The sequence below is a fragment of the Psychrobacter piechaudii genome, from assembly GCF_900162825.1.
GTDB lineage: Bacteria > Pseudomonadota > Gammaproteobacteria > Pseudomonadales > Moraxellaceae > Psychrobacter > Psychrobacter piechaudii.
Genome location: NZ_FUGE01000047.1, coordinates 1 through 22,756 on the forward strand (window position 1 = coordinate 1; position 22,756 = coordinate 22,756).

Below are 22,756 nucleotides of genomic sequence, written 5' to 3' on the forward strand. Positions count from 1 at the left end.
TGTCTCATTGATAGCCTGTAAGGTCTGACTGTGTAATCCTAAATACTCACCGCTCCCTTTGGTGTACTCACTTAGATCATAAGCACTAAAAAACTTACCGGTACTTTTTAGATGCTCAAAACTTAACGCATTGACATAGTTCCACACGAAGTTTACTGAACCGCTTAGACGATTCAGCTCTTTTATGTGTTTGTCTTTAATGCGTAGCTTGAGTGTTTTCATATATTCAGTATGGCAAGATTAATTTTAGCTTACAACCCTTTAACGGCTTCTTACGACAGTGTGTGTCGCCTTATATCCACCCCCTGAAGTGGGTGGTTTTACAGCGACTGGTGATAAAAAACCTCCTTCTTTTAAAGAAGGAGGTTTTTTATCAACGGGTCCTGACTTTTTCTAACTCCAGAATAAAACAAAAACACAAGCTATCGCCAATACAATACCAAGCATATTAAACTTGCTTAGTGATTCCTTAAAGGCAAACACCCCGACCAAAGTCGCTACCGCAATTACCCCAACGTTCATACCAGTAAATACCACACTTGGGGAGTCTGCCAGAGTCTGGTGTGCCTTGATATAAGCATAGATGTTGCCCATATTTAACATGCCCAGCACCACACCTGATAGCAGCGCTTTACCCTCCCACCGGGTTTTATTTATGATGAGATAAACCAACAGCAACAGTCCAGCGAGTCCAAAGGTCATAAACAGGGTCAAAGGGAAAGCAGTCCCTTGCTTAGCCACCTGCTTAAATAAAATATCAATGACGCCGTAACCTACCCAGACCCCAAGCAGCCAAGACCCTACGGGTAGTTTGGCCAAACCCCTCTTTTCACCCGTGTCGGTTCTAGCATAAATAGAGTTATTGGCATTGGCTTTTTCAGGCCTGCGATAAAGAAGAGCCACTAGCGCCATAAAGCCCAGAAATATGCCCCAAGTGCGCTGTAAAGTAAGGACCTCACCAAATAAAGCAAACGCTGCCACAATCGGGATAATCAGCGATAGACGTTGGGCCGCATCGGTTGCAATAATACCCATCGATTCAATAGCCCGTCCTAAAATAACAAACACCAACGGCAACAAGATACCTAATAGCAGTATAATACCCCAAGCTGCATTTAAGTCCGCCACTTTACTCAAGTCTGGCTTTAAGAACACCCAGGTTAAAATAAAGGCCACTGGGTACCCTGCCATTATGGTTTGGCGGATGTCTATGTCGTGCTGGCGTAAAATTTTTAGTAGTATCGAAACCGCTACGCTACAAAGCACGGCAATGACAAGATAACTCATGAAATATTTTCCTTAAATTAAATGTAACAATATATTACATTATAAGTCATGGTTTTGTTGAAACAATTACACAAAGTTCGATAAACGGTATGACCGTCTTTTTTATCTTACTTTAATAGCAACAATACAATAGAAACACTACCTATCCATACTGACAATAAAGTTCAGTAATTCTGACACCTACAATAACTATAATTAGTAATAACTGCCTATGAATAAGCTTTTCAATTTTTTCGAGACTCGGCTATCCGCCTTCCCAGAAAACAAAATCCTGCTTCCCAAAGAGGGCTTGTTTAAATTCCTTTGGGCGTGCACTTATGGCCTTCGCAAATGGTTGGTGCTGTTTATGGTACTAACCGCCGGCATTGGGGTCTATGAAGCATTACTATATGCTTGGATTGGAGACCTCGTTGATTGGATGGGAAGCTATACTCCAGCCACACTTTGGGCCGAAAAAAGCGCGACCTTAAAGCTGATGTTTGCCGTGCTGATATTGAGCCCATTTTGGGTGGGCTTAGCCTCTTTGGTTCACTTCCAAGTGATCCAAGGGGTGTTCCCGATGCAGATGCGCTGGCGTTTTCATAAGCGCATGCTGGGTCAGTCCATGGAGTTTTATCAAAATGAGTTTTCTGGCCGAGTTTCAGCCAAGGTAATGCAGACTGCTTTGGCCGTCAGAGATACCGTCATTACGGTCGTCGATATGATGACTTATGTGCTGGTATTCTTTGTCACCAGTGGCATTATCCTGTTCCAACTCGACAGCTTATTGCTTATTCCTTTTGCGCTGTGGTTAGTGATGTTTGGAGCAACCTTGTGGTATTTTTTACCTAAACTGCGTCAGACTGCCAGTACCCAGGCCAATGCTCGGGCGCTCATGACCGGCCGTATCACTGATGCCTATGCCAATATCATGACGGTGAAGCTGTTTAGTCACTCTCAACGAGAGCTTAGCTATGCCAAATCAGCAATGAAGCAGTTTTTGGCAACCGTGCATGCTCAAATGCGCTGGGTGAGCGTGCTAGAGTTCGTCAACCACTTGGTGAGTGTGACCTTAATCGGCAGTACCGCAGCCATTGGTTTATATTTGTGGCAAAGAGGCGATGTGGGGGTTGGCGCACTGGCGATGGCCACTGCCATGGCGCTTCGTCTAAACAGTATGACCCATTGGATTATGTGGCAGATGGCAAGCTTGTTTGAAAGTATCGGTACGGTCCAAGATGGTATTCGTACTTTATCTACTCCACAAAAAGTAGTGGATGCGCCAGATGCCAAAGAATTGGTTATCAAGGAAGGTCATATCAAGTTTGAAAATGTAGACTTTGGCTATGAAGGCAATGCAGAAGCCCCTATGCGGCTAAAAGTGGCCACTGAAGATGATGTGGAGAACAGAGCCTCTTCGACGGACAGCCTGCCTAATCCAAACTATGTCAAACTGCTCGATAACTTTAATTTAGACATCAAGCCTGGCGAGAAGATAGGTCTGGTGGGTCGGTCTGGGGCTGGTAAATCAACCTTGGTAAATTTATTACTGCGCTTTTTTGATGTGGATTCCGGCCGTATTACTATCGACAATCAAGCCATACACGAGGTCACCCAAGAGAGCTTACGCCGTCAAATCGGCATGGTTACCCAAGACACCTCCTTACTCCACCGCACCGTTCGTGAGAATATTGCTTATGGCCGCCCTACCGCCACAGATGAAGAAATTATTGCTGCTTGTAAAGAGGCTCAAGCTTGGGAGTTTATCCAAGAGCTACATGATGCCAAAGGCAATACCGGTCTTGATACCCAAGTGGGTGAGCGTGGGGTGAAACTCTCAGGAGGCCAACGTCAGCGTATTGCTATCGCTCGAGTTATGCTAAAAAATGCGCCCATCTTGCTGTTAGATGAGGCCACCAGTGCCCTAGACTCTGAAGTAGAGCACGCTATTACCGAAAGTTTAAACAGCATGATGACTGGCAAAACCGTTATCGCCATTGCTCATAGACTGTCTACTATTGCTGCTCTAGATCGCTTGGTAGTTATGGATAAAGGGCGTATTATTGAACAAGGCAGCCATGAAGAACTACTGGCTGAAAATGGCGTTTATGCAGGATTGTGGGAGCGTCAAAGTGGTGGCTTCTTAGGGGAAGATGATCTAGACATAGTAGAATAACTTTAAGGCCGGTCTATTAGTTTAATTGAAAGAGGATGTGATCAGTCAATGAACGAAGCTCAAGTTAACACGTTTCAGCAATATGAAAAAAGTATTCTATTAGGAGATAAGCAGGCCCGTTACTATGAGTTTCCAGACTCAGAGTCACCGGAGTCTGCTAGCGACAAAGCTGAAAAGCCTACTGCTCATTTTTATGGCGGTAATGGCTTCGTTACTGGAGTTTATCAACCCTTAATTAGTGAGCTTAGCCAACAGTTTAAGGTGACCAGCTTAGCGATGCGTGGCTATTGGCCCGATCTGCCTACCGAAAAGATTATGACTCGAGAACAAGATGCGGACTGGTTAATCGAATTCTTGGAGCAGACGCAAACAGGACCTGTCATCGGTATTGGTCACTCGCAGGGGGCGACTGCCACTGCGATGGCGGCTGCCAAAAGACCGGATTTATTCTCTGCCTTGTACTTGATTGACCCCGTCACCTTTACTAAAAAACAGTCTTTGCTATTTAATCGCATTCCGAGATTAGCGCTGCAAACTCAGGAGCCTTTTAAGAGTACAAAGCTCAAACCTGCTGACTGGAGTAGCGTCGAGGCTTATTATCAAAGCTTACGCCAAAACCGAGCCTACAAACGTATTAGCGATGAGCACTTAAAGATTTTTGCTGAAAATAGCTTGATACCCAAAGAAGAAGGGGATTCCGGTTTTAGTTTGTTATTTAAACCCAAACAAGAACTTGCCAGCTACTTTGGCACCCCTTACGTAACGCCTGCTCTAAAAAAGCTAAATAAGAAAAAGCTGCCTTACTATTTGATATTAGCTAAGCCCTCTATCTTTAATAGCTATAAAGTGCGCCAAAGCTGGAAAGATGTGGTACCGCTCCAAAACAAAATTGTTTTGTCGGACTATGGCCACCTTCTGCCCTTAGAAGCTCCCAAAGCTTGTGCCGAAGTTATAGCTAATTTTGAGCAATCTCGGATCAAGTAGCTCATCATCAAGCTTATTGACTTAGGGGTTAAGCAGCTTGGCTAGATAGCAGCAAAGCTGCGCCGTACCTTACCTACCTTGGCTTTCTATTATGGGATTACTGCTATGGATTTGTTTGCCCCACAGCCTTGCGATAACCTACTGCCTTTTGACGGTATAGTGAATAATTTAGGGATCGTCTTAGGGGACGATGAGGCTTTATATGAGCAGCTGTTATCTGAGTTGCCTTGGCAGTCAGATAGGGTAACTTTATTTGGGAAGACTCATATTACCACCCGTCAGATTGTGTGGATGGGAGACAGTGAAACTGATGGCTCTCTGGCTTATAGCTATTCGGGACACAGTCGTGCTATTACGCCTTGGCATCACTCAGTGTTTCACGTGAAACGTCTGGTCGAGCATAAGTTAGCTGAAATTGGGGTCGAGGTCTGTTTTAATACTTGCCTGCTAAATTACTACCCCACTGGGGCAGACGGTATGGGTTATCATGCCGATGATGAGCCTGAACTTGGCCATCAACCCATTATTGCCTCGCTGTCGTTGGGTGCTACCCGTAAATTTGTATTGAAGCACAAAAAAGCTCAACATAAAGTTGAGCTTTATCTTGAAACAGGTCAGCTAATTGTGATGCGCGGGGATACTCAGCAATATTGGAAGCATACCGTCACTAAAACTAAGTCGGTACAGCAAGGTCGAATCAGTCTTACCTTTCGTACCCTGTATCCGTAACCTTATATCTCCAGCACAATTTTGCCAAAGCTATCGCCTTTTTCTAAGGCTTTATGGGCCTCAGCGGTATCCGCCAAAGGATACGTGGCCTGAATTTGCAGCTGCAACTCACCCGCTGCGATTAATTGTAGAACCTCTGCTAAATCTTGAGCGTTCGGTTTCGCAATAAACCCTTCTACTTGTAACTTTTTATCAGCGCCGGCTTCTTTTAGCTTTTGGGCCCAAATTGAAGGCAACACCACCACACGCCCACCCGTTTTAACTATGGTTAACGCTTTTTCACCCGCCTCACCGCCGACCAAGTCTAATAAGACATCAGCGTTTAATTCAGGGAACTGGTCCTCTTTGGTGTAATCAATCCAACCTTTCAGCTGGCTAGTATCGATCAAGCTTTCAATTTTTTGATATTTTTCAGCTGAACAAATTAGGGTCAGTTTAATACCGAGTTCTTCTACTTTTCGCATCAACAGTTGCAAGGCTAAATGACCCACACCGCCTGCTGGTGCACTCATTACCACATGCTCGCCGGCTTTTATTTCAGCAAAATCAATCAGCTGTTTGGCCGTGGTACCGACACAAGGCAGCGCCCCTGCTATTTCTAAATCTACCCCTTCAGGCACTTTAGTAAGTAGCTCAGCCTCTACCGTATTGTACTGCGCATAGCAGCCTCCGTTAAAATTCAAGGCAGCCACTTTATCACCCACGTTAAACTCTGATACGTTACTAAAAACCACCTCGCCTGCCATATCAAAGCCCAGTATCGCAGGCTTATTCTCGGCAAACTGTTTATTTTTAATATTTTCAGCCCCCCAACCCAGCCCTTGGCGAGTTTTATAATCAACAGGATTAATGCCTGCATAAGCCAGCTTTACCAATACTTGGCCGTCACCGACTGTGGGCACGGCAGCGTCGTTGACAAACTGCAATACCTCAGACTCACCAAACTCAGTGATGACAATGGCAGATTGGGCTTGAGGAAGGTTTTGATTAGATGACATGACACACTCCTTGTTTTAATAAGACATACGATAACTTTCATTCTAGTCTAGCACACTACTAGGCTATCAAGTTTCCCCTGCAACCAGTCAACGTCTCAAAGCCATAAATTCAAACCTATAACAAAAAAGATTTACCGTTACTCCTGCGGGCTATTGCAATCAAGTAAATCTTTGTCGCCACTGTTATCCTGAATCTCTTCCTCTACTTTTTGCATCAGCTTAGGATCGGGCCGGGCATCGAGCACTTCCTCTGCCTGCTCATTACCCAAAATGGCTCGGGCACGTTGCTTGGCTTGTTCCTTTTCTAAAGTGTCTGCTTTGCGCTTTTGGGTGCTGGCCAGCACCTCTTCTGTTAGCTCTTTAATCAGATCAGGATTGCGGGCAGCCCCTTGGGACTTCTGTTGCTCCCAAGCCGCAAGATATTTAACAAGGGCTTGTTCTACTTCACCATCAAAGTGCATACGATAGGTAGGTTCAGGCAAACTAAAGCCCTTATTTTCCAGAGCATGCTTCGCCTCTCTAATGGCAATACTACGCGCCTTGGTAATATCGGTATGGGTTTGGTCGACCCAGACTTGGAACTCAAGAATAATATTAGAGTCACTGACCTCAGTAATGATACAAGCTGATTTGGGATCCTCTAGCACAAACTCTAAGTCTCGAACTGCTTGAATCCCTACTTTAATAGCCGCTAGAGGATCATCGTTGGCATCCATGGCCAATTGGAAGGTAAATCGACGCTCAGGATTTTTGGTGTAGTTTAAAATAGTGGCTTTGAAAACCTCGGAGTTAGGAATACGCAACTGATTGCCATCCGAGGTCATTAAGATAGTGGCCCGGCTGGTTAAGCGCACCACAATCCCCTCTTCACCATTGATATTGACGAAGTCTTTGGCCTGAAAAGGCTGACGAATACTTAACATTAGCGAGGCAATGTAGTTCTCAATGGTATCTTTGACCGCAAAACCTACCGCGATACCAATAACCCCCGCACCCCCTAAAAGCGTACCGATTATTGCTTCAGCGCCCATAAAGCTTAAGCCGAGTAATAAACCTATAACGATAAATAGGATTTTAACCGTTTGGGCAAGTAGCTCAGCAATGAAGGGGTTTGGGGTAATGCGCTGCCACAAAGACTCGCGGCGAGCCAGCCAAGACCCGAACCAAACTACAATAGAAAACACCACAATAGCGACCAGCAATAAAGGCAGAGCATGAATAAAGCCTCGGAACTGCTGTTTTAAGGCACTAATCACCGGAGTAACGTTGTCTTGGACATCTAGGGTGCGGCTAATGCGGTCTTCGACAGCCACCACATCGCTAACCCTATTGGCCAAACTAATGGCCTGCTGTGCCTTCTTTTCATTAGGCACTTCACCAGACAAGCTGACCACGCCTTGATTGACGCTAACATTGAGCGCTTTAAGCCCTTCAATCTCAGAGTAAATTCCACTTATACGCTGTTTAATATCCTGATCGTTAACCTGATCAGGTTTGGTCGCAATGACCGTATCTTTATCAGTCAGATTACCCGCTGCAGGCACATTAACAGGCTCTGAGGTTTCAGGGGCAACTTCAGTCGCTTCGGCTTCAGACTCACTTTCCTCTGCACCATCGACAGCCTCTTCATCCTGATTTTGCTCAGCAACTATAGAGGCCGCTTCCTCTCCCTGAGTTTGTGTGTGAGGGGTAGCACTGGTTAAAGCTTGTGCTGGTAAAGAAAATAAGCTACTAGTTATTATTAGCATTATCAAGCCTAACCAGAAGTTATGGCTTTTGGCTATTTTAGCTTCGAGTGGCTTATTAGCTTCAAGTTCGGTTTTGGTTTTAGGCGGCTTAAAAAAGAGCGACATGCTTATCCTGTTTTGCTTTATTCTTTATTGCGTTCTAAACCAACGTTCTAAACCAAATATTAGGGCTGACTATTGGTCTAAATAGGCCTGTGCTTCAGCCAAATCTAGAGTTCCTTCATAAATAGCGCGGCCAGTAATAATCCCTTCTAGACAGTCGCCATAAGGCTTTAACAGCTCAATGTCCTTCATATTGGTTACACCACCTGAAGCGATGACGGGTAGACCACCCTCACGAGCCAAATTAACTGTCTGCTCGACGTTCACCCCTTGCATCATACCGTCACGGGCGATATCGGTATAAACGATAGACGACACGCCAGCATCGGCAAAACGCTTCGCTAAATCAACGGCCTTAACGTCTGTCACATTGGCCCAACCATGAGTAGCTACTAGACCGTCTTTGGCATCAATACCGACGATAATATGACCCGCAAACTCACGACAAGCCTCTTCTACGAACTCTGGATTTTCCACAGCTTTGGTACCAATAATGATATAGGTTAAACCGGCAGCTAGATAATGCTCAATGGTTTGTAAGCTACGTACACCGCCACCCAGCTGTACCGGTAGAGTGGGATGTGCCTTAGCAATTTCCATCACCACATTCTTATGCACTGGCACCCCATCAAAAGCGCCATTAAGGTCGACTAAATGTAAACGACGTGCCCCTTCATTAACCCAGCGTGTTGCCATAGCCACGGGATCATCAGAGAAGACGGTGTCATCTTCCATGCGACCTTGTTTTAGACGCACACATTTGCCATCTTTTAGATCGATAGCAGGGATAAGTAGGGGCGCCACTAATTTATTTAGACTGTCTAAAGAATTATTCGAGGGAGATTTGGACTGATTATGCATATTAAATACCTATAGTATAAAAAGCTTTTAAAATAAATAGAGAGCTATCAAATAAAAATCACAATTTACATTTATGCCCTAAAATGGCTTAAATTCGGAAACATACTGGCAATTTTAGGGTAATTTAACGTATAATCCTAGGTTATATTGTATATGTATTTTGGTAGCCAGTCGCCACTGTCTTCTATGTTAAGAGATTAGCACAGGTCTCACTACTCGTTCTCATTTATTCTAAATTTTGCGAGTTTATAGTCTGAAGTGCATTTTCGTTGTACTGCGCTAAACCCTCTTATCCCAGCAAGAGTCTCTCGCGGTCACCGTACCGTTCGTGGCTTATTCACTACCGACAGGACGTCTGGCATTTCTTCGCTTATGGAATAAGTTCGCTTATGATTACCATCAAAAAGGGGCTTGATTTGCCCATTGCTGGCGCACCCAGCAGTGAAATCACCCAGCATTCTCCAAAGCACGTTGCACTGGTAGGCTACGACTATGTCGGTATGAAGCCCACAATGAACGTTAAAGAAGGTGATACAGTCACTAAAGGCCAACCCGTTTTTGAAGATAAAAAACGTGTTGGGGTGATTTATACTGCACCTGCCTCAGGTAAAGTCGTCGCCATTAATCGTGGCGAACGCCGAGTATTCGAAAGCATGGTTATTGAGATTGATCCCAATGCCGGCGCCGATGCTAATGAGGTCACGTTTCAGCAATATGCCTCTAATGAACTGGCTGGGCTTGATTCTGAAGTTGTTGAAGCGCAATTAATCAAATCTGGTGAATGGACCGCTTTCCGTACTCGTCCATACAGCCGTAGTCCAGAAGTGGGCTCTCGTCCACAAGCCATTTTCGTCACCGCTATGGATACCAATCCTTTGGCGTATGACCCTATGTTGCTGATTCAACAAGAGCAACAGGCCTTTGATGACGGACTTGCAGTACTTTCCACCTTATCCCCAAAAACTTATGTTTGTCACCATGGCAGTGCCAACTTACCCAAAGCCGCTAACACTGCAGCGGGTAACAGCACTGAATATCATGCTTTCGCAGGCAAACACCCTGCAGGCAATGCCGGTACTCACATTCACTTCTTACACCCAGTAAGCCGTGAAGTCACCGTTTGGACGATAGGTTTTCAAGACGTGATTGCGATTGGTAAGCTATTTACCACAGGTCGCCTATATACTCGCCGCTTGATCAGCTTGGCCGGTCCTGGTGTGAAAAACCCACACTTAGTAGTAACTGAGCGTGGAGCAGATCTAACCGAGCTGACTCAAGGTCAATTAAATAGTGGCGATAACCGTATTATTACCGGTTCGGTATTATCGGGTCGCAAAACCATTGCCACTACCGCTTATTTAGGCCGCTTCCACAACCAAGTGAGCGTTCTAGAAGAAGGTTATGAGCGTCCAGCATTTCACTTCTTTAGTCCAGGTGCTAACCGTTTCTCAAAACTGCCTATTTATATCTCGCAGTTCTTTAAGGGTAAAAAGTACAACTTCACCACCACAAGCAATGGCTCTCCTCGTGCCATGGTGCCAATCGGTGTCTTCGAAGAAGTTATGCCACAAGACTATTTGCCAACCCAATTACTCCGTGCGCTAATTGTTGAAGACATTATTTCAGCAGTAGATCTTGGTGCTTTAGAGCTTGATGAAGAAGATTTGGCTTTATGTACTTTCGTTTCACCAGGTAAATACGAGTTCGGCGATATCTTGCGTGATAACTTAACTCGCATCGAGCAGGAGGGCTAACGCTGATGAAATTCTTACATAATATGTTTGACCGCATGGAGCCTAACTTTACCAAAGGCGGCAAATACGAAAAATACTACGCTGTGTTCGAAATGTTCGATACCTTCTTACGTCAGCCTGGTACCACCACTCACTCAGCGTCTCACGTTCGTGATGGTATTGACTTAAAACGCATCATGATTATGGTGTGGCTATGTACCTTCCCTGCGATGTTCTGGGGTATGTACAACGTAGGCTTCCAAGCCTTAACCGCCATTCAGCAATTAGGTCTTGAACCTGAAGGTTGGCGTACGGCTATTACCAATATGGTAGGCTACGATCCCAATAGCATTTGGGCCGCCTTTGTCTATGGTGCCATGCAGTTCCTACCTATCTATATTGTGACTTTCGCGGTAGGTATCGCTTGGGAAATTATTTTCGCAGTAGTACGTGGCCACGAAGTAAACGAAGGTTTCTTCGTAACTTCTGTGCTATTCGCTCTGTGTTTACCGCCCGATATTCCTTTATGGCAAGTAGCCCTAGGCATCAGCTTCGGTGTTGTTGTGGCGAAAGAAGTATTCGGTGGTACTGGTAAAAACTTCTTAAACCCTGCCCTATCCGGTCGTGCGTTCTTATACTTCGCCTACCCAGCTTATATGTCAGGCGACACCGTTTGGACTGCAGTAGATGGTTTCTCAGGGGCGACTCCTTTAGGTCTAGCGGCCATTGGCGTGACTCCTGATAAATTTGTGGATGCTTACGGCTCAGCCATCACTTGGATGGATGCTTTCTTAGGTAACATGCAAGGCAGTATCGGTGAAGTTTCTACCCTAGCTATCTTATTGGGTATGGTGGTTCTGATTTGGACTCGTATCGCTTCTTGGCGCATTATCGCCGGTTGTGTGGTGGGTCTAGTAGCCACTTCAATGGTATTTAATGCCATTGGCTCAGCCGACAACCTAATGATGAGCCTACCTTGGTATTGGCACTTAGTATTGGGTGGCTTTGCTTTTGGTGCGGTATTCATGGCAACCGACCCTGTGTCAGCTGCTCATACCAATAAAGGCCGCTGGGCTTATGGTATTTTAATTGGTTTCATGACGGTATTAATTCGCGTCATTAACCCCGCCTTCCCAGAAGGTATTATGCTAGCGATCTTATTTGCTAACTTGTTTGCGCCATTATTTGACTACTTTGTCACTCAAGCAAACATCAAACGTCAAACGGCTCGGAGGATGCGTCATGTCCCAGCAGACTAAGAAAAGCTCAAACTCAAATATGACCACCATTACGGTGGCGCTGGTCTTATGTTTGGTCTGTTCTGTAATGGTATCCGCCGTTGCAGTAGGCTTAAAGCCAGCTCAAGTTGAAAACCAACTGCTTGACCGTAACAAAAACATTTTAGTGGCTGCCGGTATGTTTGACCCAGCCAAAGACACCAATGAAGATGTTGAAAAACGCTTTGCCGATTTCGACGTTAAACTGGTTGATTTAGAAAAAGGTGAGTACGCTACTGAAGCCGACTTATCAAAAGCGGGTATCGCAGACATTAATAACTATGATGCCAACCAAGCGTCTAAAAACAAAGCTTTGAGCACAGACTTAGGTAATGATGACCCTGCCAGTATTGGCGCGGTCCCTAAATTTGCCAAAGTTTATGTAAAAAATGATGCCAACGGTAAGCCTGAATTAATGGTACTTCCTGTTCATGGCTACGGCCTGTGGGGTACCATGTATGGCTTCTTAACCCTAGAGGGCGACTTAAATACTGTTAAAGGTATCAGTTGGTACGATCACAAAGAAACACCAGGTCTAGGCGCTCGTATTGAAGAGCCAAAATGGCGTGCGCAGTGGGAAGGTATCCATGCGTATGACGAAAATGGTGAGGTAGCTACTGGGGTAACTAAAGCTGGTCAAAGCCGCGAAAACTGGGTCGATGGTATCAGTGGTGCAACCCTGACCAGTGTTGGTGTTCGCAACCTTATCCAGTTCTGGCTTGGCGAACGTGGATACAAGCCATTCTTAGATAATTTACGTGGTGGCACTCCTGATAGCGCAGCTAACGCTCAAACTCAAACCACTACGGGCGAGGAGGCATAACATGGCAACAGATACTAAAAAAATCTTAACCACGCCGATTTTTGACAATAACCCGATCGCTCTACAGATTTTGGGTATTTGTTCGGCGTTGGCGGTAACAACAAGCGTGCAAAACGCTTTGGTTATGTGTATTGCACTGACCTTAGTAACCGCGTTTTCAAGCTTTTTTATCTCAATTATTCGTAATCGTATTCCCTCAAGCATCCGTATTATTGTACAGATGACGGTGATTGCTTCCCTAGTAATCGTGGTGGATCAGATTCTTAAAGCGGTGGCTTATGACGTTAGTAAATCGCTTTCAGTATTCGTTGGTTTGATTATCACCAACTGTATTGTTATGGGTCGTGCTGAAGCCTTTGCTATGAGTAACCCACCTGTACCTAGTTTCTTAGATGGTATTGGTAACGGTTTAGGCTACTCAGCGGTTCTACTATTCGTTGCGGTAATCCGTGAGCTATTGGGTAACGGTAGCATCTTAGGCTTCACCTTATTGAATCCAGTAACCAATGGCGGCTGGTATGTGCCAAATGGCTTATTACTACTGCCCCCATCAGCGTTCTTTATTATTGCTCTATTCATTACCGTTATTCGTATCTGGAAGCCAGAGCAAGTAGAAGAAGCTGAATTTGTTATGAAGCCTCAGTCTAAAGGCATGGCTCATGGAGGAGGTCGCTAATGGGACATTATGTTAGTTTATTTATAACGTCTGTTTTCATTGAAAACATGGCGCTTGCCTACTTCTTAGGCATGTGTACCTTCTTGGCCGTGTCGAAAAAAGTATCGACGGCCATCGGCCTCGGTGTGGCGGTAGTCGTGGTGATGAGTATCACCGTGCCACTGAACAACTTATTATTCCAATTCATCCTAAAAGATGGGGCATTGGCTTGGGCCGGTTTCCCAGATATTGATTTGAGCTTCTTAGGCTTACTGAGCTACATCGCCTTGATTGCGGCAACGGTTCAGATTCTTGAGATGTTCTTAGATAAGTTCGTGCCAGCGCTATATAACGCACTTGGGGTGTTCTTACCGCTAATCACTGTAAACTGTGCCATCATGGGTGGTGTACTGTTTATGGTTGAGCGTGACTACAACTTCACTGAGTCATTAACTTATGGTGTGGGTGCTGGTTTTGGTTGGGCCCTTGCCATTGCGCTACTAGCGGGTATTCGTGAGAAGCTAAAGTATTCAGACGTGCCTGCCCCACTACGTGGCTTAGGTATTACCTTTATTACTGTCGGATTGATGTCGCTTGGATTTATGTCATTCGGTGGTATGTCAATTTAATCGACTTACTAAGCCCTATTAATAGATAACAAGCGATTTGAATATTTAAATAAGGACAAAAATCATGGAGTTATTTGGTACCGCCATTGGCGGCGTCGCCATGTTTACCCTGATTATCATGAGCTTAGTGGCGATTATTTTGATCGCCCGCTCACGATTGGTCAGCTCAGGGGATGTCACCATTCGTATTAATGACAATCCTGACAATGACGTGGTAACCCCAGCCGGTGGCAAACTACTACAAACCCTAGCAAGCGAAGGTATCTTCTTATCTTCAGCTTGTGGTGGCGGTGGCACCTGTGCCCAGTGTCGCTGTAAAGTGATCGAAGGCGGTGGGTCAATCTTACCGACTGAAGAAGGTCATTTTACTCAGGGTGAAATCCGCGACAACATGCGTTTGGCTTGTCAGGTTGCGGTTAAGCAAGACATGAAAATTGAAATCGACCCTGAGTTCTTTGATGTACAAAAATGGGAATGTGAAGTTATCTCAAACGATAACGTGGCCACTTTCATTAAAGAGTTAGTATTGAAGATTCCGGACGGTGAAGAAGTGAACTTCCGCGCCGGGGGTTATGTACAGATTGAAGCGCCACCGCATGAAGTACACTACAAAGACTTCGATATTGCTGAAGAATATCGTGGTGACTGGGAACAGTTTGGCATGTTTGACTATGTGTCAAAAGTAGACGAAGAAGTGATTCGTGCTTACTCAATGGCCAACTATCCTGACGAGAAAGGCATCATCAAGTTTAACATTCGTATCGCAAGTCCTCCGCCTCGTGGCCCTAAAGGGATTCCACCAGGTAAGATGTCATCGTATGTGTTTAGCTTGAAGCCAGGGGATAAAGTAACCGTATCTGGTCCTTATGGTGAGTTCTTCGCCAAAGACACCAAAGCGGAAATGGTCTTCATCGGTGGTGGTGCCGGTATGGCGCCAATGCGCTCGCATATCTTTGATCAGCTTAAGCGTCTACATTCAGATCGCAAAATCAGCTTCTGGTATGGTGCGCGCTCAGTTCGTGAAATGTTCTACGTTGAAGATTATGACATGCTACAAGACCAGTTCGATAACTTCGAATGGCATGTGGCCTTATCTGATCCACAGCCGGAAGACAACTGGGACGGTTACACTGGATTCATTCATAACGTATTGTATGAAGAGTATCTAAAAGACCATCCAAACCCAGAAGACTGTGAGTACTACATGTGTGGGCCTCCTGTCATGAACGCAGCGGTTATCGATATGCTTCATAACCTAGGCGTTGAAGATGAAAACATCTTATTAGATGACTTCGGTGGTTAATAACTACTCTCAATAGCTTAATCAAAAAATATACCCTAAATATGTGATAAATTAAGAGCCTCAACTGAGGCTCTTTTTTTATGGCTATTTGCTATAAAAAACGGTCCTCACCCCCTATTCTCCCCTTATCCCTACAATAAGAAAGGATGCTTATGAAAACCAACTTTAAAACTTTAACCATTTGGATAACTGGGGCCTCAAGTGGACTTGGTGAAGCTTTGGCTTTGCAGTTTGCCAAGCAAGGGGCCACTTTGATATTAAGTGGCAGAAATCGTGAGAAGTTAGAAGCGGTCAAATCTCAGTGCAAAAATAGCAATACCCATGTCATTGTCGACTTTGACATCTTAGATGAGCAGCAAACCAAAGAAGCTTATTTATCGGCTAAATCACAGCTGGCGGCACAAGGACAAGCTGTCAAAATTGATTGGCTGATTAACAATGCTGGTGTCAGTCAGCGCTCATTAATCATGGACACCACAGAAGAGGTCGAGCGTAAATTAATGGAAATTGATTACTTCGCTCAGACTCGGCTGACCCGATTGGTACTGCCCGATATGATCGCCAAAGGTGGCGGCAAAATTGTGATGGTCTCCAGTGTGGCCGGCCTGCTGGGCACTCAGTATCGCGGGGCTTATGGGGCAGCCAAAGCAGCCATTCATATGTGGGCCAATAGTTTGCGCGCAGAGCTCAGTGATAAGCAGATTACGGTAGCCACCATCTTTCCAGGCTTTATCCAAACTCAGGTATCGATTAATGCCCTTACGGGCGATGGCAGTACTCAAGGCACCATGGATGAGGCCACCGATAAAGGACTCACCGCCAAAGCTTTTGCCAAGCAAACAGTGAAAGCCCTCGCGTGCGGTGAAGAGTACATTATCGTCGCCGGCCAAAAAGAAAAACTGGCCACCTTGGTTAATCGCCTCTCCCCCTCTAAGCTTTATAAAATTATTCGCGGCGTGAAAGTAACCTAATAAAGCCCCACAAAAATGGCAATAATGGCGTTAAAATAGCCCCTCTACTCGCTGATATAGATTTTAATTTATATCAGCCTCTCTTTCTTTTTTTTATAAAACGACTCTTATGACTTACCTATCTGCTACCAATAACTCTCCTATCCCCTCTCGCCACGGCCTCACAACCAAACTGATGCTTACTGGGGCAATAACCAGCTCGCTGCTGCTTAGTGGTTGCCAACAGTCGCCGACTTATGACTACATACAAGGCGAAACCATGGGGACCAGCTACCACATTAGCTTTCAAAAACCGAAGGATGTTGATGAGGAAGCCATCAAACAGGCGATTGATAAGCGTCTACAACAGATTAATATCAGTATGTCGACTTATATGGAAGACTCAACCATTTCCAAATTCAATCGATTAAAAGCTGGTGAATCGATCCAAGTCGATCCTGATTTTATTCAGGTTCTACAAGATTCTAAGCAAGTTTATCAGCAGTCAGCTGGGGCTTTTGATCCCACAGTAATGCCGCTTATTAACCTTTGGGGCTTTGGCAGTGTGATGACGGCTGAAAGATTACAAAACCCACCTAGCCCGGATGAGATACAGGCCGCTAAATCGCTTTTAGACTTTGAAGGTATTAAACTTTCAGGCACTACCCTGACCAAAGACAAAGATAACGTCGAACTGGATTTCTCTGCTGTGGCCAAAGGCTATGGGGTAGATGTCATAGCTGAAGTACTGCACAAAGACTATAAGATTAATAACTATATGGTGGAAATTGGCGGTGAAGTTTCAACTTCAGGGGTCAATCAAAAAGCCCAGCCTTGGCAAATAGCCATTGATGCGCCAGTTATTGATAGTACGGTCACTGAGCGTTTAACCTTAGCCGCCATTCGTCAGCCCAGCTCCCCCAATAAGCTGCATTTGGCCACTTCTGGTAATTATCGCAACTCTATCATCTTCGATGGTCGCCGTTATAGCCACACCATAGATCCGACCACAGGCCAACCTATCGCAGGCGGCGCCCCTTCTGTGACCGTAGTTGCTGACTCGGTATCTTTGGCAGACGCTTGGGCCACCGCTTTGACCGCCATGACCTATGAGCAAGCGCTAGCCACTGCTACTGATAAAAATCTAGCGGTATTATTCGTAATCCCTAAAGATGGAAAAATTCATGATGAGGTTCCCTCTGTGAAAGATTTGGCTCGTCACAAAGCTGACCCTCTAGCTTATTGGCAAATAATTGAGACGCCAGGAATGAAATCTTTAAGAGCCGGCAACACCAAATAACGAGGGTTTTTACTCCTTTTATCTAAACTGTTATTAAATTTAACGGCTAATATAAATATGGGGCTTTATTTGTTAATAAAGCTACATTTTTATTAAGTTTTAATTAATCATATACAAAAATCTTAATACTTAATAAATTTTTATTTATCAATAGTTTATGTCTTAAAAATAGGGAGAAAACTGACATCTTCCAATCTAATTTGACCAGTCATTTTAGCGCCTGTCTTACCCCGTCGCAGTTGGTTACAATAGGTAGATTAATTTTTAGTAAGTAGCAACGTGTTTTAACACTAAGGATCGATCGGCAATGATTTACTCATTGATGGCGTTAGTCTTTGTTATAGGTTATTTAGCGATTGCTCTAGAGCACAACATTCATGTTGATAAAGCAGCTTCTGCCCTGCTTACCGCGATTTTAGTCTGGACCCTTTTGGTTTTTGGGGCAGACACTCTTCTAGTAGAACAGCTGGCCAACTCTGAAACTTTAGGGGTAAACCAGTTTCTCAACTCCGAACTGCGACATCATCTCGCTGAAATAGCTGAAATTTTATTCTTCTTAATGGGCGCAATGGTTATCGTAGAGCTGATTGACGCTCACGATGGTTTTTATGCCATTACTAGCCGAATTAAGACCACAAGCGCAGTGACTCTGCTGTGGACCATCGGCATCTTAACCTTCTTTTTCTCAGCCTTACTTGATAACTTAACCACCACCATCGTCATGGTGTCTCTGTTACGTAAGTTGGTGGCGGATAAAGAGATGCGCTGGTGGTATGTGGGTATGGTCGTTATCTGCGCCAATGCTGGGGGCGCTTGGTCACCCATTGGGGATGTGACCACCACCATGCTATGGATTGGTAACCAGGTTACCGCCAGCAATATTATTGTTGACTTAATTGTGCCGAGCTTAATTGCTGCTGCGGTACCTTTAGCGGTATTAAGTTTCTTCTTTAAGGGCAAAGAAGTCTTCCGTCCTAAGGACCCAAAGCCCGTGGTACAGGCCTCAAGCAGTAACTATTTAGGCCCTGTGGCTGATAGTGACGATACGCTAAATGCTCAGGCCATGTATATGGAGTCCGTACCGACCACCTCTCCAGAGAGCTTACCTAAAGGTCAAATTGCGGCCATTGCCCAAAGCTCTATTACCAATAAAATGCGTGTTAGTGTCTTGGTGCTTGGATTATCCGCTTTAGCCTTTGTGCCTATTTTTAAGACCGTTACTCAGTTGCCTCCCTATATGGGCATTCTATTTGGCTTAGGAATTTTGTGGGTCTATACTGAAATCATGCACCGTCATCATAACTGGTATGTGAAAGAGCATATGACAGTGGTTGGGGTACTGACCCGGGTAGATATCCCCAGTATTTTATTCTTCTTAGGAATATTATTGGCGGTGGCGGGTCTGGCGACAGCAGGGCACCTAACTGATGTGGCCTTATGGTTAGACACCACCTTTGGCAACCTTTATGTCATCAACGTAATGATTGGTTTACTGTCCTCTTTAGTAGATAACGTACCCTTAGTGGCGGGTGCGATGAAAATGTATCCGTTATTAACAGACGCCTCATTGGTGGGTCTCTCAGGTGATCAGCTAGCGCGTCAAAGCCAATTCTTACAAGATGGTGCCTTCTGGCATTTCTTAGCATACTGTGCAGGTACTGGCGGTAGCTGCTTAATCATCGGCTCAGCCGCTGGTGTAGCCGCTATGGGTATGGAAAAACTGCCGTTTGTTTGGTATCTAAAACGCATTAGTGGCCTGGCCTTAATTGGTTATTTGGCCGGTGCGGCCACTTATATTGCTATTCATGTGATGTAGTTGGTAGTAGAAAGCTATAAATACTTAAAGGGCAGCCGTTCACGGTTGCCCTTTTTTACAGCATTAATACCTCGCAAATCCGCCTATTAACCGCAGGTATGTTACAATAGATACCTAAAGCTCGATTACAAATTCAGCTTGTGGTTAGATAAATATTGGTTAAATACCGTCAGTTTTAAACACAAGCTTCAAAACCTAAGTGAGGTTATTATGCTCGCTCAATTACTTCCTATGCTGATTATTACCTTCGGTGTCTTTGTCCTATTTTTCTTAATGATGGGCATCGGCTATATGGTAAAAAAAGAGCCTTTACGCGGGTCATGTGGTCGTGTTGCCAACATGATGGGCGATGAAACCTGCCAGTTCTGTGGCAATGATCCCAACTTGTGTGAACAAATTAACGATGAAAAAGCCTTTGATAGTAAAAAAGCCGCTGATTTAGGTAAGTCCGCTTTATAAGCTATTATGCTATCTTCTAGCCAGTTACTTAGTTTAACCAGCTATGTGTTCTAAAAAGCCCCAATTGTTGGCACTAAAAAAGCGGTTGCATTAAATTCCGCTTGTTAACTTAGGCTCTGTAATACATTTCTGTTATAGTAAAACCATCGCTTAGGCGGTGGTTTTTTATTTTAATTTACTTCTCCCTATTTAATATTGTTAAGCGCTTTAATATGTCTAACTCTATTTCCTCTGCCGATTCTCAGACACCAACTGCCATAAACAAAACACCACGTTCGGTATTTTGGCTAGTGGTCATTGCCATTTTATTGATGGCAAGTAACATGCGCTCCCCTATCGTCGCCCTAGGCTCAATTGCACCCGTAGTCCAAGACTCACTAGGTCTTACAGCTGCTCACATTGGTTGGCTAGGGGCTATTCCCATGCTGATGTTTGCGTTAGGAGCGTTGGTTTCTCCGGCCATCGGTAAGAGATTTGGACTGGAAAACACCCTTATTGCGGTAGTTGTAGTATTGACCGCTGGTATTATTATGCGCTCCACATGGGTGAGCTGGAATGGGTTCTTCATCGGCACTATTTTATTATCGTTGGCCATTGGCTTCGCCAACACCTTGGTAGCCCCTGTTATTAAGCAGCATACCCCAACCAATATCGCCCTAGTTACGAGTATGTTTAGTTTAACCATGTCGGTCATGGCAGGGTTGGTCTCGGGTCTGGTTTATCCTTTATCAGAACGTGTGGGTTGGCAGTGGGCGCTTGGGGGCTGGGCATCACTAAGCATCGCCGCCCTTGTGGCGTGGATTATCTTAAGACTAAAGCTGGGCTCTTCACATAAAATGCCGGTAATGACTTTAACCAAGGATCAAGTGACTCAAGAAGCCACTTCAATCTGGAAGTCTCCTTTGGCTTGGTGGTTGGCAATATTTATGGGGCTGCAATCGTTGCTGTTTTATACCATTGCTGCTTTTTTGCCTTCGATCTGGATCAGTAAAGGACTATCAGAAGTGGCCGCCGGTAGTATGGCGTCAGTGTTCCAATTTATGGCTCCTATTGCCATTATTGGTATGACCTGGCTGATTAATAAAAGAGGAGTCAGACTACAAACCGTGGCCATCGGCGCAACCGTATTAAATGTTATTGGGCTTCTCGGAGTGTCTTACCTACCATCGATTATGCCTATGATGTGGACCGCCATTATGGGGCTAGGCTGTGCGGCGATTTTCACCTTATGTATCATGCTGTTCTCCTTACGCACCTATACCCCAAACCAAGCCAGCAAGCTGTCTGGCATGGCGCAAACCATCGCTTATTTGGTTGCTTTTGCCGGGCCTTTTGGGGCAGGCTGGCTTTATGAGCTATCAGGGAACTGGGACGGGCCGTTATTATTTATATTGATATTGACCATCATTAACGTAATTATTGCCTGGCTCGCCAGTCGCCCTATAATGATTGACGGTAAGCCTGCTTAGGAACTACTCTTAATCTATCTTTAAAAGCTCTTTATTAAAGCTACTTTTTTGATTTAACTTTTCTGATTTTTGTTAAAAATTACCAAAAGGGTATTTCTATGAAATTTTCAAAATATGGTCAACAATTCACCAAAACCAGTGCCATCTCACAGCTGATGGACGACTTGGGCGATGCCTTAAAAAGCCCAACGCCAGTTAATATGTTAGGCGGTGGCAACCCAGCTCGCATTGATAAAGTGAATGAGGCTTATTTTGAAGTTTATAAATCATTAGAACAAGGGGGGATTGAGGGCGGCGCCATTGAATCGGTGGGCAACTACTCAAACCCTCAAGGCGATGCCAAGTTTATCGATGCGTTGGTGGCTTTTTTTAACCGTCATTACGACTGGAATTTAAGCACAGAAAATATCGTGTTAACCAATGGTTCGCAAAACGCTTTTTTCTACCTGTTTAATCTATTCGGGGGACAGTTTGAAGACGAAAGTGGCGAGATTAGCACCAAATCAATTTTGCTGCCGTTAGCACCCGAGTATATTGGTTATAGCGATGTGCACATTGATGGCAAACATTTTATTGCTATTAAACCTGAAATTGAAGAGGTTGAACACGAAGGCCAATCAGGTTTCTTTAAATATAAAGTAGACTTTGAGGCTTTAGAAAACTTGCCGGCCCTAAAAAATGGTGAGATTGGCGCCATCTGCTGTTCACGCCCTACCAACCCTACTGGCAACGTTTTAACTGACGAAGAAATGGCACACTTATCTGCTATTGCCAAACAGTATGACGTTCCGTTAATTATCGATAACGCTTATGGCGAGCCGTTCCCAAACATTATTTATCCCGATGTTAATTTAAACTGGGACCAAAATACGGTGCTGTGCTTTAGCCTATCAAAAATAGGCTTGCCAGGTGCCCGTACGGGTATCATTATCGCCGCACCAGAGGTGGTGAAAACAGTGAGTGCCATGAATGCGGTAGTCAACCTTGCCCCCACTCGTTTTGGTGCTGCCATTGCCACCCCTCTACTGGAAGACGACCGCTTAAAAGAGCTGTGTGACGATACCATTCAGCCTTTTTATGCCAAAAAAGCCAAAAAAGCCATTGCTCATATCAAAGAAGAAATGGGGAATTATCCGGTCTTGGTTCATAAGCCAGAAGGGGCAATCTTCCTATGGGTATGGTTCAAAGACTTACCGATTAGCACCACCGAGCTATATGACCGCTTAAAACAGAAGGCGACGTTAATTGTGCCCAGTGAGCACTTCTATCCCGGTCTAGACACGACGGACTATCCTCATGCCCATCAATGTATCCGCATGAGTATTGCCGCCAGTGATGAAACCTTAGAGGCCGGCATTAAAGTTATCGGTGAAGTGGTGCGTGAGCTTTACGACAATCAAGCTTAAATGAGGCGCAGGCTTAGGCCATTTAAGCCGAATAGCCCTTAATACTTACTCATAATGCTTGTTATTAATAAC

19 protein-coding genes and 1 pseudogene are annotated in these 22,756 nt (G+C 44.8%); 15 read left to right on the forward strand and 5 right to left on the reverse strand.

Annotated elements, in window-relative coordinates; translation table 11 throughout:
* Both A1019T_RS01290 and A1019T_RS01295 read right to left on the reverse strand, forming a co-directional pair.
* Positions 1–222: pseudogene (locus A1019T_RS01290) on the reverse strand (RNA-guided endonuclease InsQ/TnpB family protein); the annotation flags it as partial.
* 171 nt (positions 223–393) lie between these two features.
* Positions 394–1,287, reverse strand: coding sequence for a hypothetical protein (locus A1019T_RS01295; protein WP_077450071.1), 894 nt, complete (start codon positions 1,285–1,287; stop codon positions 394–396).
* 211 nt (positions 1,288–1,498) lie between these two features.
* On the opposite strand from A1019T_RS01295, the gene A1019T_RS01300 reads away from it, so the two are divergent.
* From A1019T_RS01300 to A1019T_RS01310, 3 genes are all read left to right on the forward strand, one after another.
* Positions 1,499–3,442, forward strand: a complete 1,944-nt coding sequence (locus tag A1019T_RS01300; RefSeq protein ID WP_077450072.1) for an ABC transporter ATP-binding protein — start codon at positions 1,499–1,501, stop codon at positions 3,440–3,442.
* 48 nt (positions 3,443–3,490) lie between these two features.
* A complete protein-coding gene (locus A1019T_RS01305; RefSeq protein WP_077450073.1) occupies positions 3,491–4,426 on the forward strand; it encodes an alpha/beta fold hydrolase in 936 nt (311 codons plus the stop codon).
* A 105-nt stretch (positions 4,427–4,531) separates the two neighbouring features.
* Entirely contained in the window at positions 4,532–5,155 is a 624-nt protein-coding gene (locus tag A1019T_RS01310; protein ID WP_077450074.1) for an alpha-ketoglutarate-dependent dioxygenase AlkB family protein, read from the forward strand.
* A gap of 2 nt (positions 5,156–5,157) precedes the next feature.
* Here the strand turns inward: A1019T_RS01310 and A1019T_RS01315 are convergent, their stop codons facing one another.
* The 3 genes from A1019T_RS01315 to hisA all read right to left on the reverse strand — a co-directional run bounded on the left by A1019T_RS01315 (position 5,158) and on the right by hisA (position 8,864).
* On the reverse strand, positions 5,158–6,153 hold the full coding sequence (locus A1019T_RS01315) for an NADP-dependent oxidoreductase (protein WP_077450075.1): 996 nt from the start codon (positions 6,151–6,153) through the stop codon (positions 5,158–5,160).
* Positions 6,154–6,290: 137 nt separating this feature from the next.
* A complete protein-coding gene (locus tag A1019T_RS01320; protein ID WP_077450092.1) occupies positions 6,291–7,901 on the reverse strand; it encodes a mechanosensitive ion channel family protein in 1,611 nt (536 codons plus the stop codon).
* A gap of 174 nt (positions 7,902–8,075) precedes the next feature.
* A complete protein-coding gene (gene hisA, locus A1019T_RS01325) occupies positions 8,076–8,864 on the reverse strand; it encodes a 1-(5-phosphoribosyl)-5-[(5-phosphoribosylamino)methylideneamino]imidazole-4-carboxamide isomerase (protein ID WP_244156486.1) in 789 nt (262 codons plus the stop codon).
* Between the two features lie 389 nt (positions 8,865–9,253).
* On the opposite strand from hisA, the gene A1019T_RS01330 reads away from it, so the two are divergent.
* From A1019T_RS01330 to A1019T_RS01385, 12 genes are all read left to right on the forward strand, one after another.
* On the forward strand, positions 9,254–10,618 hold the full coding sequence (locus A1019T_RS01330) for a Na(+)-translocating NADH-quinone reductase subunit A (protein ID WP_077450076.1): 1,365 nt from the start codon (positions 9,254–9,256) through the stop codon (positions 10,616–10,618).
* A 5-nt stretch (positions 10,619–10,623) separates the two neighbouring features.
* Positions 10,624–11,856 (forward strand): NADH:ubiquinone reductase (Na(+)-transporting) subunit B, encoded by a 1,233-nt coding sequence (locus A1019T_RS01335; protein WP_077450077.1) that lies wholly within the window; start codon positions 10,624–10,626, stop codon positions 11,854–11,856.
* Positions 11,840–12,697 (forward strand): Na(+)-translocating NADH-quinone reductase subunit C, encoded by an 858-nt coding sequence (locus A1019T_RS01340; RefSeq protein WP_077450078.1) that lies wholly within the window; start codon positions 11,840–11,842, stop codon positions 12,695–12,697. The genes A1019T_RS01335 and A1019T_RS01340 overlap by 17 nt, the downstream gene beginning before the upstream one ends.
* Before the next feature lies 1 nt (position 12,698).
* A complete protein-coding gene (locus A1019T_RS01345; RefSeq protein ID WP_077450079.1) occupies positions 12,699–13,373 on the forward strand; it encodes an NADH:ubiquinone reductase (Na(+)-transporting) subunit D in 675 nt (224 codons plus the stop codon).
* Positions 13,373–13,981: an NADH:ubiquinone reductase (Na(+)-transporting) subunit E gene (nqrE, locus tag A1019T_RS01350; protein WP_077450080.1), complete on the forward strand. Its 609-nt coding sequence runs from the start codon at positions 13,373–13,375 to the stop codon at positions 13,979–13,981. The genes A1019T_RS01345 and nqrE overlap by 1 nt, the downstream gene beginning before the upstream one ends.
* A 64-nt stretch (positions 13,982–14,045) precedes the next feature.
* Positions 14,046–15,284, forward strand: a complete 1,239-nt coding sequence (gene nqrF / locus A1019T_RS01355; RefSeq protein WP_077450081.1) for an NADH:ubiquinone reductase (Na(+)-transporting) subunit F — start codon at positions 14,046–14,048, stop codon at positions 15,282–15,284.
* Positions 15,285–15,436: 152 nt separating this feature from the next.
* The gene (locus A1019T_RS01360) at positions 15,437–16,255 is read left to right on the forward strand and encodes an SDR family NAD(P)-dependent oxidoreductase (protein ID WP_077450082.1); all 819 of its coding nucleotides are present in this window, start codon (positions 15,437–15,439) and stop codon (positions 16,253–16,255) included.
* A 175-nt stretch (positions 16,256–16,430) separates the two neighbouring features.
* Positions 16,431–17,534: an FAD:protein FMN transferase gene (locus tag A1019T_RS01365; RefSeq protein WP_244156488.1), complete on the forward strand. Its 1,104-nt coding sequence runs from the start codon at positions 16,431–16,433 to the stop codon at positions 17,532–17,534.
* Positions 17,535–17,841: 307 nt separating this feature from the next.
* Positions 17,842–19,350: a sodium:proton antiporter NhaD gene (gene nhaD / locus A1019T_RS01370; protein WP_077450084.1), complete on the forward strand. Its 1,509-nt coding sequence runs from the start codon at positions 17,842–17,844 to the stop codon at positions 19,348–19,350.
* 210 nt (positions 19,351–19,560) lie between these two features.
* Positions 19,561–19,809 carry a (Na+)-NQR maturation NqrM gene (gene nqrM, locus A1019T_RS01375; RefSeq protein ID WP_077450094.1) on the forward strand — a complete coding sequence of 83 codons (249 nt, stop codon included), beginning with the start codon at positions 19,561–19,563 and terminating at the stop codon, positions 19,807–19,809.
* 194 nt (positions 19,810–20,003) lie between these two features.
* Positions 20,004–21,278, forward strand: coding sequence for an MFS transporter (locus tag A1019T_RS01380; RefSeq protein ID WP_095532547.1), 1,275 nt, complete (start codon positions 20,004–20,006; stop codon positions 21,276–21,278).
* Between the two features lie 98 nt (positions 21,279–21,376).
* Positions 21,377–22,684, forward strand: a complete 1,308-nt coding sequence (locus A1019T_RS01385) for a valine--pyruvate transaminase (RefSeq protein WP_077450086.1) — start codon at positions 21,377–21,379, stop codon at positions 22,682–22,684.
* Positions 22,685–22,756 lie beyond the last annotated feature (72 nt).